Source organism: Streptomyces sp. Act143, from assembly GCF_003143935.1.
Classification (GTDB): domain Bacteria; phylum Actinomycetota; class Actinomycetes; order Streptomycetales; family Streptomycetaceae; genus Streptomyces.
In genome coordinates, this window is the sequence record NZ_QFRX01000001.1 from 3,586,444 (window position 1) to 3,601,411 (window position 14,968).

12 protein-coding genes are annotated in these 14,968 nt (G+C 69.4%); 9 read left to right on the forward strand and 3 right to left on the reverse strand.

Annotated features, from left to right (window positions below):
• Positions 1 to 127: 127 nt before the first annotated feature.
• A complete protein-coding gene (locus DI272_RS15840; protein ID WP_109495996.1) occupies positions 128 to 1,531 on the reverse strand; it encodes a cation:dicarboxylate symporter family transporter in 1,404 nt (467 codons plus the stop codon).
• Positions 1,532 to 1,682: 151 nt separating this feature from the next.
• Between DI272_RS15840 and DI272_RS15845 the strand changes: the two genes are divergently transcribed.
• The 5 genes from DI272_RS15845 to DI272_RS15870 all read left to right on the forward strand — a co-directional run bounded on the left by DI272_RS15845 (position 1,683) and on the right by DI272_RS15870 (position 7,459).
• Positions 1,683 to 3,398: a sensor histidine kinase gene (locus tag DI272_RS15845; protein WP_109495997.1), complete on the forward strand. Its 1,716-nt coding sequence runs from the start codon at positions 1,683 to 1,685 to the stop codon at positions 3,396 to 3,398.
• Complete coding sequence (locus DI272_RS15850) at positions 3,395 to 4,084, forward strand: response regulator (RefSeq protein ID WP_109495998.1); 690 nt, start codon at positions 3,395 to 3,397, stop codon at positions 4,082 to 4,084. The genes DI272_RS15845 and DI272_RS15850 overlap by 4 nt, the downstream gene beginning before the upstream one ends.
• Before the next feature lie 291 nt (positions 4,085 to 4,375).
• Positions 4,376 to 5,749 carry an extracellular solute-binding protein gene (locus DI272_RS15860; protein WP_109496000.1) on the forward strand — a complete coding sequence of 458 codons (1,374 nt, stop codon included), beginning with the start codon at positions 4,376 to 4,378 and terminating at the stop codon, positions 5,747 to 5,749.
• Positions 5,746 to 6,606, forward strand: a complete 861-nt coding sequence (locus DI272_RS15865; RefSeq protein WP_109496001.1) for a carbohydrate ABC transporter permease — start codon at positions 5,746 to 5,748, stop codon at positions 6,604 to 6,606. Before DI272_RS15860 ends, DI272_RS15865 begins: the two co-directional genes overlap by 4 nt.
• Before the next feature lie 4 nt (positions 6,607 to 6,610).
• Positions 6,611 to 7,459, forward strand: a complete 849-nt coding sequence (locus DI272_RS15870; protein WP_109496002.1) for a carbohydrate ABC transporter permease — start codon at positions 6,611 to 6,613, stop codon at positions 7,457 to 7,459.
• On the opposite strand, the gene DI272_RS45980 is transcribed toward DI272_RS15870, so the two are convergent.
• Positions 7,449 to 7,850 (reverse strand): pyridoxamine 5'-phosphate oxidase family protein, encoded by a 402-nt coding sequence (locus DI272_RS45980; protein WP_309221660.1) that lies wholly within the window; start codon positions 7,848 to 7,850, stop codon positions 7,449 to 7,451. The two genes, DI272_RS15870 and DI272_RS45980, sit on opposite strands and share 11 nt — an antisense overlap.
• 130 nt (positions 7,851 to 7,980) lie before the next feature.
• On the opposite strand from DI272_RS45980, the gene DI272_RS15880 reads away from it, so the two are divergent.
• On the forward strand, positions 7,981 to 8,691 hold the full coding sequence (locus tag DI272_RS15880) for a helix-turn-helix transcriptional regulator (RefSeq protein ID WP_181387202.1): 711 nt from the start codon (positions 7,981 to 7,983) through the stop codon (positions 8,689 to 8,691).
• A gap of 144 nt (positions 8,692 to 8,835) precedes the next feature.
• Here the strand turns inward: DI272_RS15880 and DI272_RS15885 are convergent, their stop codons facing one another.
• The gene (locus tag DI272_RS15885; protein ID WP_109496005.1) at positions 8,836 to 9,861 is read right to left on the reverse strand and encodes an ATP-dependent 6-phosphofructokinase; all 1,026 of its coding nucleotides are present in this window, start codon (positions 9,859 to 9,861) and stop codon (positions 8,836 to 8,838) included.
• A 208-nt stretch (positions 9,862 to 10,069) separates the two neighbouring features.
• On the opposite strand from DI272_RS15885, the gene pta reads away from it, so the two are divergent.
• From pta to pyk, 3 genes are all read left to right on the forward strand, one after another.
• Positions 10,070 to 12,175: a phosphate acetyltransferase gene (gene pta, locus DI272_RS15890; RefSeq protein WP_109496006.1), complete on the forward strand. Its 2,106-nt coding sequence runs from the start codon at positions 10,070 to 10,072 to the stop codon at positions 12,173 to 12,175.
• A complete protein-coding gene (locus tag DI272_RS15895) occupies positions 12,172 to 13,374 on the forward strand; it encodes an acetate kinase (protein WP_109496007.1) in 1,203 nt (400 codons plus the stop codon). The genes pta and DI272_RS15895 overlap by 4 nt, the downstream gene beginning before the upstream one ends.
• 151 nt (positions 13,375 to 13,525) lie before the next feature.
• Positions 13,526 to 14,950 (forward strand): pyruvate kinase, encoded by a 1,425-nt coding sequence (pyk, locus tag DI272_RS15900; protein WP_109496008.1) that lies wholly within the window; start codon positions 13,526 to 13,528, stop codon positions 14,948 to 14,950.
• The last annotated feature ends 18 nt before the right edge of the window (positions 14,951 to 14,968 follow it).

The following is a 14,968-nucleotide window of genomic DNA, read 5'->3' on the forward strand; positions in this document are numbered from 1 at the left end:
TAGTGGGGCCGGGTAAGAGTTCGGTGAGTTCCCGTGCACCGACGGCCCTGGTGGTGGCGGTGCCGGGCGGCTGAGCGACGGGGGAGCTGCTCAGCCGCCCGGAGTCTGTGGGCTTACGCCCTCGGGCTCAGGCTTTCGCCAGCTCCTTCTCGCCGCCCTGCTCCGGCACGCCCGCGTGAGCGCCGTGACCGTCGCCCGCGCCGTCCTCGTCCAGCAGCGTCTTCTCGTCGAAGGGCAGCTCACCGGCGAGCACCTGGTCGACCCGGGCGCGGTCGATCTCCTTGGTCCAGGTACCGATCAGCACCGTGGCAACGGCGTTGCCCGCGAAGTTGGTGAGGGCGCGGGCCTCGCTCATGAAGCGGTCGATGCCGACGATGAGGCCGAGGCCGTCCACCAGGGCGGGCTTGTGCGACTGGAGGCCGCCGGCGAGCGTGGCCAGACCGGCACCGGTGACACCGGCGGCGCCCTTGGAGGCGACGAAGAGGAACAGCAGCAGCGGGATCTGCTCACCGATCGACATCGGCGTACCCATGGCGTCGGCGATGAACAGCGAGGCCATGGTCATGTAGATCATGGTGCCGTCGAGGTTGAAGGAGTAGCCGGTCGGGACGGTGATGCCGACGACGGGCTTGCTGACGCCCATGTGCTCCATCTTCGCGATGAGCCGCGGCAGCGCGGACTCGGAGGAGGAGGTGGACAGGATCAGCAGGAACTCACGGCCCAGGTACTTGAAGAGCTTGAGGATGTTGAGGCCCGCGATCACCCGCAGCAGCGCGCCGAGCACGATGAAGACGAACAGGAAGCAGGTGATGTAGAAGCCGACCATCAGCAGTGCGAGGTCCTTCAGGGCGTCGACACCGGCCGATCCGACCACGGCCGCGATGGCACCGAAGGCGCCGATGGGGGCGGCCCACATCACCATGGCGAGGACCCGGAAGACGAGCCGCTGGATGTGCTCGACACCGCGCAGGATCGGCTGCCCGGCGGGGCCCATGGCCTGGAGGGCGAAGCCGCAGAGCAGGGCGATGAGCAGGGTCTGGAGGACCTCGCCCTCGGTGAAGGCGGAGACGAAGGTGGTCGGGATGATGCCGAGCAGGAACTCGGTGGTGTCCTTGGCCTCCGCGTCCACCTGGGCCTGGCCGACGTCCTTGACGGCGTCGGTCACCGCGAGCCCGCTGCCCGGGTCGAGGATGTTGCCGACGATCAGGCCGATGCCCAGCGCGACCAGCGACATGATCATGAAGTAGACGAGGGCGATACCGCCGACGGCGCCGACCTTGGCGGCCTTCCGTACCGAGCCGATGCCCAGGACGATCGTGCAGAAGATGATCGGCGAGATCATCATCTTGATCAGGTTCACGAAGCCGGTACCGATCGGCTTCAGCTCGACGGCGAAGTCCGGCGCGGCCATGCCGACGACGATGCCGAGGGCGACCGCGACGATCACCGCGATGTAGAGATAGTGGGTCCGGTCCTTCTTGACCTTGATCTTGGGTGTCGTATCGGGTGCTGCGGGGGTGCTGGCGGCCACGGCTGCCCTCCTTGACGTCTTCGTCGGGATGACCGGCGTGCGGCTCACGTCCGGGCTGATTGAGGAATGCGGTGACTATCTCCTGCCCTGTGAGGGCGGTCACCCTTCCGTTCATTTAGTTCACGCTTAACCAGGGAGGCACACTGACGACATGCGCATTCCCGTCCCCCGGCCCCGCAGCCTCGCCGGCCAGCTCTTCGCCATGCAGGCCGTGCTGATAGCGGTGCTCGTGGCCGGGTACGCGCTGTTCACGTACGTCAGCGACCGCAGCCAGGCCGAGGAGGCGGCGGGCCGGCAGGCCATGGCGGTGGCGGGCGCGGTCGCGGACTCGCCCTCCGTCCGGGCGGCGATCCACACCCCCGACCCCTCGGCACGGCTCCAGCCGTACGCGCTCCGCGTGATGCGCGACGCGGACGTCGACTTCGTCACGATCATGAACACGCACGGCATCCGCTGGACCCACCCCACGCAGACGGAGATCGGCAAGAAGTTCCTCGGCCGGATCGCCCCCGCCGTGGCCGGCGAGTCCTTCACCGAGACCTACACCGGCACCCTCGGCCGCTCGGTCCGCGCGGTGACCCCGATCACGGAGGACGGCAAGGTCATCGGCCTGGTCAGCGCCGGCATCAAGGTCGAGGCGATCAGCAAGCGGGTGCAGGGTCAGCTCACGGCCCTGCTCGGCGTCGCGGCGGGCGCCCTCGCCCTGGGCGCGATCGGCACGTACGCCATAAACGCCCGCCTCCGCCGCCACACCCACAACATGAACGCGGCCGAGCTCAGCCGGATGCACGACTACCACCAGGCCGCGCTGCACGCCGTGCGCGAGGGGCTGCTGATGCTGGACGGCCAGTTCCGGGTGGCGTTGATCAACGACGGCGGAAGGGAGCTGCTGGGGTTCGCCGCGGAGGGGGACGTGGTCGGCCGCTCGGTGGCGGAACTGGGCCTGCCCGCGCCGCTGACGGGCGCGCTGCTGGCGTCGGAGCCGAGGGTGGACGAGGTGCATCTGGCGGCGGACCGGGTGCTGGTGGTCAACACGTCACCGGTGTCGGGGGGCGAGCGGCGAGGGACGGTCGTGACGCTCCGGGACGTGACGGAACTCCAGTCGGTGATGGGCGAGTTGGACTCGGAGCGCGGTTTCACACAGGCGCTGCGGTCGCAGGCGCACGAGGCCGCCAACCGCCTCCACACGGTGGTCTCCCTGATCGAGCTGGGCCGGTCGGAGGAGGCGGTGGACTTCGCGACGGCGGAGTTGGAACTGGCACAGGCGCTGACCGACCAGGTGGTCGCGGCGGTGAGCGAACCGGTGCTGGCCGCGCTGCTGCTGGGGAAGACGGCACAGGCCAACGAGCGGGGTGTGGAGCTGGTGGTATCGCAGGACAGCCGTCTGGACGACGGCTTGCTGCCGGCGTCCCTCCCCGCCCGTGACCTGGTGACGATCCTCGGCAACCTGATCGACAACGCGGTGGACGCGGCGCAGGGAAGTGTGCGGGCGAAGGTGACCGTGACGGCGTACACCGCCGGCTCGGAACTGGTCCTGCGGGTCGCGGACACGGGGGCCGGGGTCGACCCGGCCCATGCCGAGACGGTGTTCCAGCGGGGCTTCTCGACGAAGCCGGCCGGGCCGGGCGGGCGCGGCCTGGGCCTGGCCCTCGTACGGCAGGCGGTGAGCCGGCACGACGGAACGCTGTCGGTCGCGGAGGCGGCCGGGGGTGGGGCGGAGTTCGAGGTGCGGGTGCCGTTGCGGGGTGCCGGGGGTGCCGGGGGTGCGGCGGCCGGGGTCATGGTCGAAGATGCGTCGACGACAGCCGCCGTCCCGGCGGAAGACCGGCGTGCTGCGCAAGGCACCGCATCCGGAGGCGACGCATGACGACCCAGCCACAGCCGATCCGCGTCCTGGTCGTGGAGGACGACCCGGTCGCCGCGGACGCGCATGTGATGTACGTGGGCCGGGTGCCGGGTTTCGTCGCGGTCGGCAAGGCGCACACGGGCGCGGAGGCGCGGAGGCTGCTGGACCGGACGCCGGTTGACCTGCTCCTGCTGGACCTGCATCTGCCGGATGTGCACGGCTTGCAGTTCGCGCGGTCGCTGCGGGCGGCGGGGCATCAGGCGGACGTGATCGCGGTGACGTCGGCGCGGGATCTGACGGTGGTGCGGGAGGGGGTGTCGCTGGGGGTCGTGCAGTACGTGCTGAAGCCGTTCACGTTCGCCACACTGCGGGACCGGCTCGTGCGGTACGCCGAGTTCCACGCCGCGGCGGGGGAAGCGAGCGGTCAGGACGAGGTGGACCGGGCACTGGCGACCCTGCGGGCGCCGGGGCCGGCGGCGCTGCCGAAGGGGTTGAGCGCGCCGACGCTCGAGCGGGTGACGGTGGCGCTGCGGGACTGCGCGGAGGGGCTGACGGCGACGGGCCTCGCGGAGGTGGTCGGCATCTCGCGGATCACGGCTCGCCGGTACCTGGAGCATCTCGTCGACGCGGGACGCGCGGCGCGGAGTCCGCAGTACGGGACGGTGGGGCGGCCGGAGTTGCAGTACCGGTGGGTCAAGGGGCAGTAGCACCGAACGGCCGCGTGCAGAGGACGACTTGGGCCGCGAGCCCGATCACCGCGAGCGCTTCGACGACGGACAGGACGAGGAGCCCGGCGGTGGCCTCGCCCGCGCCCCATTCGACTCCCAGGTGAAAACCCCGTCGTCCGGAGCGAGTTGAATGACCTGCGCCGGCCGACGCCCCCGACGAAGCCGACCGTGCCGAATACTCCGCACACACATTGACCTGACTAGACCACTCCACCTACGTTCACCAGGCACCCATCCCGCGCCCACCCCCACGTGAGCCCGCAGGAGGTCATGCCCGTGCGCCCCACCGCCGCCGCTCTGCTCCTCGCCCCCACCCTCATCGCCACCGCAGCCCTCACCGGCGCGTGCAGCAGCTCCGGGAGCGACCCGGACACCCTGAAGGTCTCCTTCAAGCAGTCCACGGACAACAACGTCAAGGTGATGGACACCTTCCTCGCGGACATCAAGAAGCAGTTCGAGAAGAAGTACCCGGGCAAGAAGGTCGAGTTCATCCCCATCAAGGCCCCGGACTCGGAGTACTACACCAAGGTCCAGCAGATGCTCCGCTCCCCCAAGACCGCCCCGGACCTGGTCTACGAGGACACCTTCCTCATCAACTCCGACATCACCAGCGGCTATTTGAAGCCCCTCGACGACTACCTCGCCAAGTGGCCGGACTGGAACCAGTTCATCGACACGGCGAAGACGGCGGCCAAGGGAGAGGACGGAAAGATCTACGGCGTCCCGGACGGCACCGACACCCGCGGCCTCTGGTTCGACAAGGGCGTCTTCGCCGAAGCAGGCCTCCCCGCCACCTGGCAGCCGACGACCTGGGACGACGTCCTCGAAGCCGCCCGCACGATCAAGAAGAAGGTCCCGGACGTCACGCCCCTCAACCTCTACACGGGCAAACCCGCGGGCGAGGCGGCGACGATGCAGACCTTCGAGATGCTGCTCTACGGCACCGGCGACGGAAAGACGGACCCCCTGTACGACCCGGCGTCCAAGAAGTGGATCGCCGGCGGCCAGGGATTCGAGGACGCCCTCGGCTTCGTGGAGACGGTGTACCGGGAGAAGCTGGGACCGGACGTCGCCACCGCCCTCGACCCCAACATCCAGACCATCGTCCGCGGCGACCTGCTCCCCAAGGGCAAGCTCGGCATCGCCCTCGACGGCTCCTGGCTCCCGCAGGACTGGCTGCCCGGCAGTGGCCACGAATGGCCGCAGTGGTCACGGGAGTTGGGCCTGGCCCACATGCCCACCCAGCACGGCCAGGCCCCCGGCAAGGTGAGCATGTCCGGCGGCTGGACGTGGGCGATCCCGGCCAAGGCGGCCAACCCCGGCCTCGCCTTCGACTTCATCAAGACCATGCAGACCAAGGCCAACGCCCAGAAGTGGTACATCGCCAACTCGGGCATCGCGGTCCGCAAGGACGTCGCGAGCGACCCTTCGTACGTCTCGGCCCAGCCCGGTATCAAGTTCTTCACGGACCTGGTCGCGAGCACGCACTACCGCCCGGCCTATCCGGCCTATCCGAAGGTGTCGACGGCCATCCAGGAGGCGATGGAGGGCGTGACGACCGGTGACGCGTCGGTGGCGGACGCGGCGAAGGGCTACGCCGAGGAACTGAAGTCGGCGACGGACGGCCAAGTGATCCAGAAATGAGCCCCCGCTCGCTGGTCCGCGCCTTCCCTCTCGCCCCCGCCGTGGTTCTCCTGCTCCTCTTCCTCGGCGGCCCGATCGCGTACTGCGCCTACATCGCCTTCACCGACCTCCAGCTCACCGGTCAGGCACAGGAGTCATTCGTAGGCTTCGACAACTTCCGTACGGCGTTCGGGGACGAGGCGTTCCGCAACGCCGTATGGCTGACGCTGGTCTTCACGGTCGTCTCGGCGTTGCTCGGCCAGAACACCCTGGGCCTGGCGCTGGCGTCCCTGATGCAACGCGCCTCGAAGCCGGTCCGCACCCTGACCGGCGCGACAGTGATCACGGCCTGGGTACTCCCGGAGGTGGTCGCGGGCTTCCTCCTCTACGCCTTCTTCCGCAAGGAAGGCACCCTGAACGCCATCCTCGGCTGGCTGCATCTCCCCACCCAGAACTGGCTGTTCACGCTCCCGATCCTGGCGGTGTCGTTCGCGAACGTCTGGCGCGGCACGGCGTTCTCGATGCTGGTGTACTCCGCCGCACTCAACGAGATCCCGAAGGAGATCACAGAAGCGGCCGAGGTCGACGGCGCGGGCGGCTGGCGCCGCCTCTGGCACATCACGCTCCCCATGATCCGCCGTTCCATCGGCACGAACCTGATGCTCATCACCCTCCAGACCCTGTCCGTCTTCGGCCTGATCTGGGTGATGACGAGAGGAGGGCCGAGCGGGAAGAGCCAGACGCTCCCTCTGTTCATGTACGAGGAGGCGTTCCAGAAGAGCATGATCGGCTACGGCACGGCGGTGGCGTTGCTGCTCCTGCTGGTGGGCGGTCTGTTCTCGATGGTCTACGTACGGCTGCTGCGGACGGAGGTCTGACACCATGGCTCCGACCCCGACATCCCGCACAACCAGCGGCGCCACCCGCCGCCTGGCCGCGGACGCGGGCCTCCTGGTCGCCACCGCCGCGTTCCTCCTCCCTCTCGCCTGGGTGCTGCTCTCCGCCCTGGACCCGGACGCGAACCTGAAGGTGAAGGTCCCCGACCGTCTGACCCTGGACAACTTCGACGCCATCCTGACGCCGGACATCACCTTCACCCCCCTCCTCAACAGCCTCCTCCTCTGCGGCGGCGGAACGGCGCTGACGGTGGTGTGCGCGGCGCTGGCCGCGTACCCCCTCTCCCGCTTCCGCTCCCGTCTGAACCGCCCCTTCCTCCTCACTGTCCTGTTCGCGACAAGCCTGCCGATCACGGCCGTCATGGTGCCGGTCTACGCGCTGTTCGTCCGCGTGAACCTCATCGACACCCTCCAGGGCACGATCTTCTTCTTCGCCGCCTCCCAACTCCCCTTCGCCATCTGGCTGATGAAGAACTTCATGGACGGCGTGCCGAAGGAGCTGGAGGAGGCGGCGTGGACGGACGGGGCGTCGTCGCTCCAGTCCCTGGTCCGGATCGTGCTGCCGCTGATGGGTCCGGGGCTGGCGGTGGTGACCGTCTTCTCGTTCGTGATGATGTGGGGGAACTTCTTCGTCCCCTTCATGCTGCTCCTCACCCCGGACCAGATGCCGGCGGCGGTGAGCATCAACGAGTTCTTCGGGAACCGGGGGATGGTGGCGTACGGGCAGTTGGCGGCGTTCTCGGTCATCTACTCGACGCCGGTGATCCTGCTGTACGTGCTGGTGGCTCGGCGGTTGGGCGGAGGGTTCGCGTTGGGGGGAGCCGTCAAGGGGTGAGTGGTGGGGCCGCTGCGGTCCGTGCCGCCACGCCCCGGTCCGGGGCCCCGGCACGGGTGAAGGCGTCCGCGGCGGTCAGGCAGCAGGAGGAGATGAGCACGGGCCAACTCGCCGCGTCGTGGTGGGACAGCGAAGCGGCGGGATTGCGCCGCAGGTTCTCTCCCTTCGCGCGGCCGATCGCCGTGTCGACCATGGCGTACGCGCCTTCGAGATCCGCCCGCACGGGCGAGGTCTGCGGCGTTCCGTCGTCCCCCACCGTCGCGAGGTACCGGAAGCCGGGGCCCGGCAGGCGCTGGCGAATATGCCCCTCTACCTTGCCGTTCCCTTCGCACACGGAGCCGTCACGCCTTTCGCCGGCCGCCGGACAGCCCTTCGGCGCCGGCCTCACCACCGCCCCCGCCCCGCAGACAGGCGCTCCCCGGACACCCGAACCCCTGGCCGAAACCGTACGTTCCTACAATCCGTGATCCTGGCCGAACAGACCGTAGTCACGACCGGCGGACACCCCTACGTTGTGCCCCGTGCGCCGACCCCCAGCTCTTCCGAACCAGCCAGGCCCTCCCTTCAACGCCCCCGCCGCCCGTCGCCTGCGGACCGCCCTCAACATGGGGCCCGAGCATGTCGCCTACGGCATGCGGGCCTCGTACGGGATGCCGTACGTGACCCCGGACCTCGTGATCGCCTGGGAGCGCGGCATGGTCTCCCCGACCAGCCCGGAGCTGACCGCCCTCGCGGGGGTGCTGTGGTGTTCCCCCGGTGAGCTCATCGGGCGGCCGCGGACCCTGCGCGAGCACCGCATCACCCGCGGCCTCGCTCCCGACGACGTCGCCCGCGTGCTGGGCCTGGAGATCCTCGCCTATCTGCGCATGGAGGAGAACAACGACTGGCGCGGCACCGACCGGCAGGCCGCCGCGCTCGCCGAGCTGCTGGAGCTCGACCTGCCGGACTTCATCACCGTCACCGGCCGCGAACCCCGCCTCGCCGAGCACCTGCGCAGCGCGGTCACCACCCGCTGGCAGGCCTACGTCCGTCCGGTCGGCAAGATCGTGCCCCTGGACCGGCGGCTCCTGGAGGACGCGCTCCAGGAACTGCACCGGCAGTACCAGGGGCAGATGGTGGCGACGCTCAGCTGGGGCAGCGGCGGCGACAACGGCGCGAGCGCGTCGGGCCAGGACTTCCTCGACCGGATCGTCGACAACTTCTGGACGAACGTCCAGGAGATCACCGGCTAGCCACCCGCACGAACACCAGAAAAAGACCCAGAAACAGGACCCAGAAACAGGACCCAGGAAAAGGATCTAGAAAAAGGACCCGGAAGAAAGGCCGGGTAGAAAGGCCGGGCGGAAAGGCCGGGCAGAAAGACCTGACAGGAAGGCCTAGAAGACCGACTCCGCCTCGTCCATCCGGTCCTTCGGCACCGTCTTCAGCTCGGTCACCGCCTCCGCCAGCGGCACCATCACGATGTCCGTCCCCCGCAGGGCCGTCATCCGCCCGAACTCACCCCGGTGCGCCGCCTCCACCGCGTGCCAGCCGAAGCGGGTCGCCAGCACGCGGTCGTACGCCGTCGGTACGCCGCCTCGCTGGACGTGCCCCAGGATGACCGGCTTGGACTCCTTGCCCAGCCGGCGCTCCAGCTCGTACGCGAGTGCCGTGCCGATGCCCTGGAAGCGCTCGTGGCCGAACTGGTCGATCTCGCCCTTGCCGTAGTCCATCGAGCCCTCGGCGGGGTGCGCACCCTCGGCCACGCAGATCACCGCGAACTTCTTGCCGCGCGAGAAGCGCTCCTCGACCATCTTGACCAGGTCGGCCGGGTCGAAGGGGCGCTCGGGCAGGCAGATGCCGTGCGCGCCCGCCGCCATCCCGGACTCCAGCGCGATCCAGCCCGCGTGCCGGCCCATGACCTCGACGACCATCACCCGCTGGTGGGACTCGGCGGTCGTCTTCAGGCGGTCCATCGCCTCCGTCGCGACCCCCACCGCCGTGTCGAAACCGAAGGTGCGGTCGGTGGAGGAGATGTCGTTGTCGATCGTCTTGGGGACGCCGACCACCGGCAGGCCCGCGTCGCCCAGCATCCGCGCCGCCGTCAGGGTGCCCTCGCCGCCGATCGGGATCAGCGCGTCGATGCCGAAGTCACGGGCGATGTCGGGCGCGTTCTCGCACGCCTCGCGCAGCCGGTCGCGCTCCAGACGGGACGAGCCGAGGATCGTGCCGCCGCGGGCCAGGATGCCGCTCACCGCGTCCAGGTCGAGGGTGCGGTAGTGGCCGTCGAGGAGGCCGGCGTAGCCGTCCTCGAAGCCGATGACCTCGTCGCCGTACTGCGTGACCGCTCGGTGCACGACCGACCGGATCACTGCGTTCAGGCCAGGGCAGTCGCCGCCTGCGGTGAGAACTCCGATGCGCATCGTGCTGTGTCTCCTGCTCGCTGTTGATACCGGTGAGCCGTGTCCGATTGTTCCACGTCCCACAGTGCGCTGCCGCACCCCGTCCTGACGGGCGCCTTATCCACCGTGCGGGGTATTGTCAAGGGGGTTCCGCTCACCCTGGTGGGCGATTTTTATGACAGCGACTTGTGTGACAGCGACGCCGAGCCCCAGCGATTGGAGAGCACGCGTGACCCGCAGCGTGTACGTGACCGGTATCGACCGCGGCGACGGCCGTCAGGTCGTCGAGCTGGGGGTCATGGAGCTCCTGACCCGGCAGGTCGACCGGGTGGGTGTGTTCCGGCCCCTCGTGCATCACAGCCCCGATCGCCTGTTCGAACTGCTGCGCGCCCGCTACCGGCTCTCCCAGGACCCGGCCACGGTCTACGGCATGGACTACCACGAGGCGTCCGCGCTCCAGGCCGAGAAGGGCACCGACGAGCTGGTCTCGACGCTCGTCGACCGGTTCCATCTCGTCGCGCGGGACTACGACGTCGTCCTCGTCCTCGGCACCGACTTCGCCGACACCCAGCTCCCGGACGAGCTCAACCTCAACGCCCGCCTCGCCAACGAGTTCGGCGCCTCGGTCATCCCGGTCGTGGGCGGCCGCAAGCAGCCCGCCGAGTCCGTGCTCGCCGAGACCCGCAACGCCTACCGCGCCTACGACGGCCTGGGCTGCGACGTCCTCGCGATGGTCACCAACCGGGTCGCCCGCGAGGACCGCGACCTCATAGCCGAGCGCCTCGACGCCTCCCGGCTGCCCGTGCCCTGCTATGTGCTGCCCGACGAGCCCGCCCTCGCCGCGCCGACCGTCTCCCAGGTCACCCACGCCCTCGACGCCCGGGTGCTCCTCGGCGACGACGCCGGACTCGCCCGGGACGCGCTGGACTTCGTGTTCGGCGGGGCGATGCTGCCGAACCTCCTCAAGGCCCTGACCCCGGGCTGCCTGGTCGTGACGCCGGGCGACCGGGCCGATCTGGTCGTCGGCTCGCTCGCCGCGCACAGCGCCGGCACCCCGCCGATCGCCGGCGTGCTGCTCACCCTGGACGAGGTGCCGAGCGACGACGTCCTGACCCTCGCCGCCCGCCTCGCCCCTGGCACCCCGGTGCTCTCGGTACCCGGCAACAGCTTCCCCACCGCCGAGCAACTCTTCTCCCTGGAAGGGAAGTTGAGCGCGGTCACGCCGCGCAAGGCGGAGACCGCGCTCGGCCTGTTCGAGCGGCACGTCGACACCGGCGACCTGCTGAAGCGGGTCTCCGCGCCGAGCAGCGACCGCGTCACGCCGATGATGTTCGAGCACAAGCTCCTGGAGCAGGCCCGGTCCGACAAGCGCCGGGTGGTGCTGCCCGAGGGCACCGAGGCCCGCGTCCTGCACGCCGCCGAGGTGCTGCTGCGCCGCGGGGTCTGCGAGCTCACCCTCCTCGGCCCCGAGGACCAGATCCGCAAGAAGGCCGCCGACCTCGGCATCGACCTGGGCGGCGCCCAGTTGATCGACCCCGCCACCTCCGAACTGCGCGACTCCTTCGCCGAGAAGTACGCCGGGTTCCGCGCCCACAAGGGCGTGACGGTGGAGCTGGCCTACGACGTCGTCAGCGACGTCAACTACTTCGGGACCCTGATGGTCCAGGAGGGGCTCGCGGACGGCATGGTGTCCGGCTCCGTGCACTCCACGGCGGCCACCATCCGCCCGGCCTTCGAGATCATCAAGACCAAACCGGACGCCGACATCGTCTCCTCGGTCTTCTTCATGTGCCTCGCCGACAAGGTGCTGGTCTACGGCGACTGCGCGGTCAACCCCGACCCGAACGCCGAGCAGCTGGCCGACATCGCCATCCAGTCGGCCGCGACCGCCGAGCAGTTCGGCGTGGAGCCGCGGATCGCGATGCTGTCGTACTCCACGGGCACCTCCGGCTCCGGCGCCGACGTCGACAAGGTGCGCGAGGCGACGGAACTGGTCCGGCTGCGCAGGCCGGATCTGAAGATCGAGGGACCCATCCAGTACGACGCCGCCGTGGAGCCGTCCGTCGCCGCCACCAAGCTGCCGGGCTCCGAAGTCGCCGGTCAGGCCAGCGTGTTGATCTTCCCCGACCTCAACACCGGCAACAACACCTACAAGGCCGTGCAGCGTTCGGCCGGCGCGATCGCGGTCGGTCCCGTGCTCCAGGGTCTGCGCAAGCCGGTCAACGACCTGTCCCGGGGTGCCCTCGTCCAGGACATCGTCAACACCGTCGCCATCACGGCGATCCAGGCCCAGTCCCCCGCCCCGTCCCCGATCGAGAAGGCCACCGCCCAGTGAGCTCGTCCCGCGTCCTCGTCCTCAACTCCGGCTCCTCGTCGGTGAAGTACCAGCTGCTCGACATGAGCGACAGCAGCCGGCTGGCCGTGGGGCTCGTCGAACGCATCGGCGAGGAGACCTCCCGGCTCAGGCACACGCACGTCGAGTCCGACGTCACCCGTGAGTGGAGCGGGCCGATCCGCGACCACGAGGCCGCGCTGAAGGCCGTGGCGGAGGAGCTGGCCCAGGACGGGCTCGGGCTCGACTCGCCCGAGCTGGCCGCCATCGGGCACCGGGTCGTGCACGGCGGGCAGACCTTCACCGCGCCGACCGTCGTCGACGACGCCGTGCTCGCCGAGATCGAACGGCTGATCCCGGTCGCCCCGCTGCACAACCCGGCCAACCTCACCGGCCTCCGCACCGCCCAGGCACTCCGTCCCGACCTGCCGCAGGTCGCCGTCTTCGACACCGCCTTCCACACGACGATGCCGGAGTCCGCCGCCCGCTACGCCATCGACACCGCGACCGCCGACGCGCACCGGGTGCGGCGCTACGGCTTCCACGGCACCTCGCACGCGTACGTGTCCCGGGCGACCGCGAAGCTGCTGGGCAAGGCGCCCGAGGACGTGAACGTCATCGTGCTGCACCTCGGCAACGGGGCGTCCGCCTCCGCCGTACGGGGCGGCCGGTGCGTGGACACCTCCATGGGGCTGACGCCTTTGGAGGGGCTCGTGATGGGTACGCGTTCCGGTGACCTGGACCCTGCCGTCATCTTCCATTTGGCACGGGTTGGCGGAATGTCCATCGACGAGATCGACACTCTTCTCAACAAGAAGAGCGGCCTGATCGGGCTGTGCGGCGACAACGACATGCGCGAGATCCGCCGCCGGGTGGACGAGGGTGACGAACAGGCGCAACTCGCCTTCGACATCTACATTCACCGATTGAAGAAGTACATCGGCGCCTATTACGCGGTGCTCGGCCGGGTGGACGCGGTCGCCTTCACAGCGGGAGTCGGCGAAAACGCGAGTCCGGTGCGGGAGGCTGCGGTGGCGGGCCTGGAGGAACTGGGCCTCGCGGTGGACGGCGGGCTGAACGCCGTACGGAGTGACCAGCCGCGGCTGATCTCGCCGGAGGACGCGCGCGTGGCCGTGGCCGTGGTGCCGACCGACGAGGAACTGGAGATCGCCACTCAGACTTACGCACTGGTCGAGAAGTAACGATATGCGGCGCCGCCGCGTGGGCAACTGAGCGAATAACGGAACAGCTGAGCAATTACACGCGAGTAACACGCCTGAGCGCCCGGCCGCCCATTTGTATCTTCCGCCAGACGGAATATTCCGTAGCGAAACAAACCGATAGGATCGCCCCATGCGCCGTTCGAAAATCGTCTGTACTCTCGGCCCCGCGGTCGACTCCCACGAAATGCTCGTGTCCCTGATCGAAGCCGGCATGAACGTGGCCCGCTTCAACTTCAGCCACGGCACGCACGCCGAGCACCAGGGGCGGTACGACCGCGTCCGTGCCGCGGCCAAGGAGACCGGCAAGGCCATCGGTGTCCTCGCCGACCTGCAGGGCCCGAAGATCCGCCTGGAGACCTTCGCCGAGGGCCCGGTCGAGCTGGAGCGTGGTGACGAGTTCGTCATCACCACCGAGGACGTCCCGGGTGACAAGTCCATCTGCGGGACGACCTACAAGGGCCTGCCGGGCGACGTCTCGCGCGGCGACCAGATCCTCATCAACGACGGCAACGTCGAGCTGAAGGTCCTGGACGTCGTGGGCCCGCGGGTCAAGACGATCGTCATCGAGGGCGGTGTCGTCTCCGACCACAAGGGCATCAACCTGCCCGGCGCGGCCGTGAACGTGCCCGCGCTGTCCGAGAAGGACGTCGAGGACCTCCGCTTCGCGCTGCGCATGGGCTGCGACATGGTCGCGCTGTCCTTCGTCCGGGACGCCCAGGACGTGCAGGACGTCCACAAGGTGATGGACGAGGAGGGCCGCCGGGTCCCCGTCATCGCCAAGGTGGAGAAGCCGCAGGCGGTGGCGAACATGGAGGACGTCGTGATGGCGTTCGACGCCGTGATGGTCGCCCGTGGTGACCTCGCCGTCGAGTACCCGCTCGAGAAGGTCCCGATGGTGCAGAAGCGGCTCATCGAGCTGTGCCGCCGCAACGCCAAGCCGGTGATCGTGGCGACCCAGATGATGGAGTCGATGATCACCAACTCCCGTCCCACCCGCGCCGAGGCCTCCGACGTGGCCAACGCCATCCTGGACGGCGCCGACGCGGTCATGCTCTCCGCCGAGTCCTCCGTGGGCGCGTACCCGATCGAGACCGTCAAGACGATGTCGAAGATCGTCCAGGCCGCCGAGCAGGAGCTGCTGGCCAAGGGCCTCCAGCCGCTGGTCCCGGGCAAGAAGCCGCGCACCCAGGGTGGTTCGGTCGCCCGCGCCGCCTGCGAGATCGCCGACTTCCTCGGCGGCAAGGGCCTGATCGCCTTCACCAAGTCCGGTGACACCGCCCGCCGTCTGAGCCGCTACCGCGCCGCCCAGCCGATCATCGCGTTCACCACCGACGAGGGCACCCGCAATCAGCTGACGCTCAGCTGGGGCGTGGAGTCGCACATCGTGCCGTTCGTCAACAGCACGGACGAGATGGTCGACCTGGTCGACTCCGAGGTCTCGAAGCTGGGCCGCTTCAACGACGGCGACATCGTCATCATCACCGCCGGCTCGCCCCCCGGCGTCCCGGGCACCACCAACATGGTCCGCGTCCACCACCTGGGCGGGGAGAACTGACCCCACAAGGGCTGGTAC

What these genes read in the sequence shown, in the direction of transcription:
- DI272_RS15865 (WP_109496001.1), top strand. Translation starts at nt 5,746, where the DNA reads ATGAGCCCCCGCTCGCTGGTCCGCGCCTTCCCTCTCGCCCCCGCCGTG.
- DI272_RS15860 (WP_109496000.1), top strand. Translation starts at nt 4,376, where the DNA reads ATGCCCGTGCGCCCCACCGCCGCCGCTCTGCTCCTCGCCCCCACCCTC.
- DI272_RS15850 (WP_109495998.1), top strand. Translation starts at nt 3,395, where the DNA reads ATGACGACCCAGCCACAGCCGATCCGCGTCCTGGTCGTGGAGGACGAC.
- DI272_RS15845 (WP_109495997.1), top strand. Translation starts at nt 1,683, where the DNA reads ATGCGCATTCCCGTCCCCCGGCCCCGCAGCCTCGCCGGCCAGCTCTTC.
- DI272_RS15885 (WP_109496005.1), bottom strand. Translation starts at nt 9,861, where the DNA reads ATGCGCATCGGAGTTCTCACCGCAGGCGGCGACTGCCCTGGCCTGAAC.
- pyk (WP_109496008.1), top strand. Translation starts at nt 13,526, where the DNA reads ATGCGCCGTTCGAAAATCGTCTGTACTCTCGGCCCCGCGGTCGACTCC.
- DI272_RS15870 (WP_109496002.1), top strand. Translation starts at nt 6,611, where the DNA reads ATGGCTCCGACCCCGACATCCCGCACAACCAGCGGCGCCACCCGCCGC.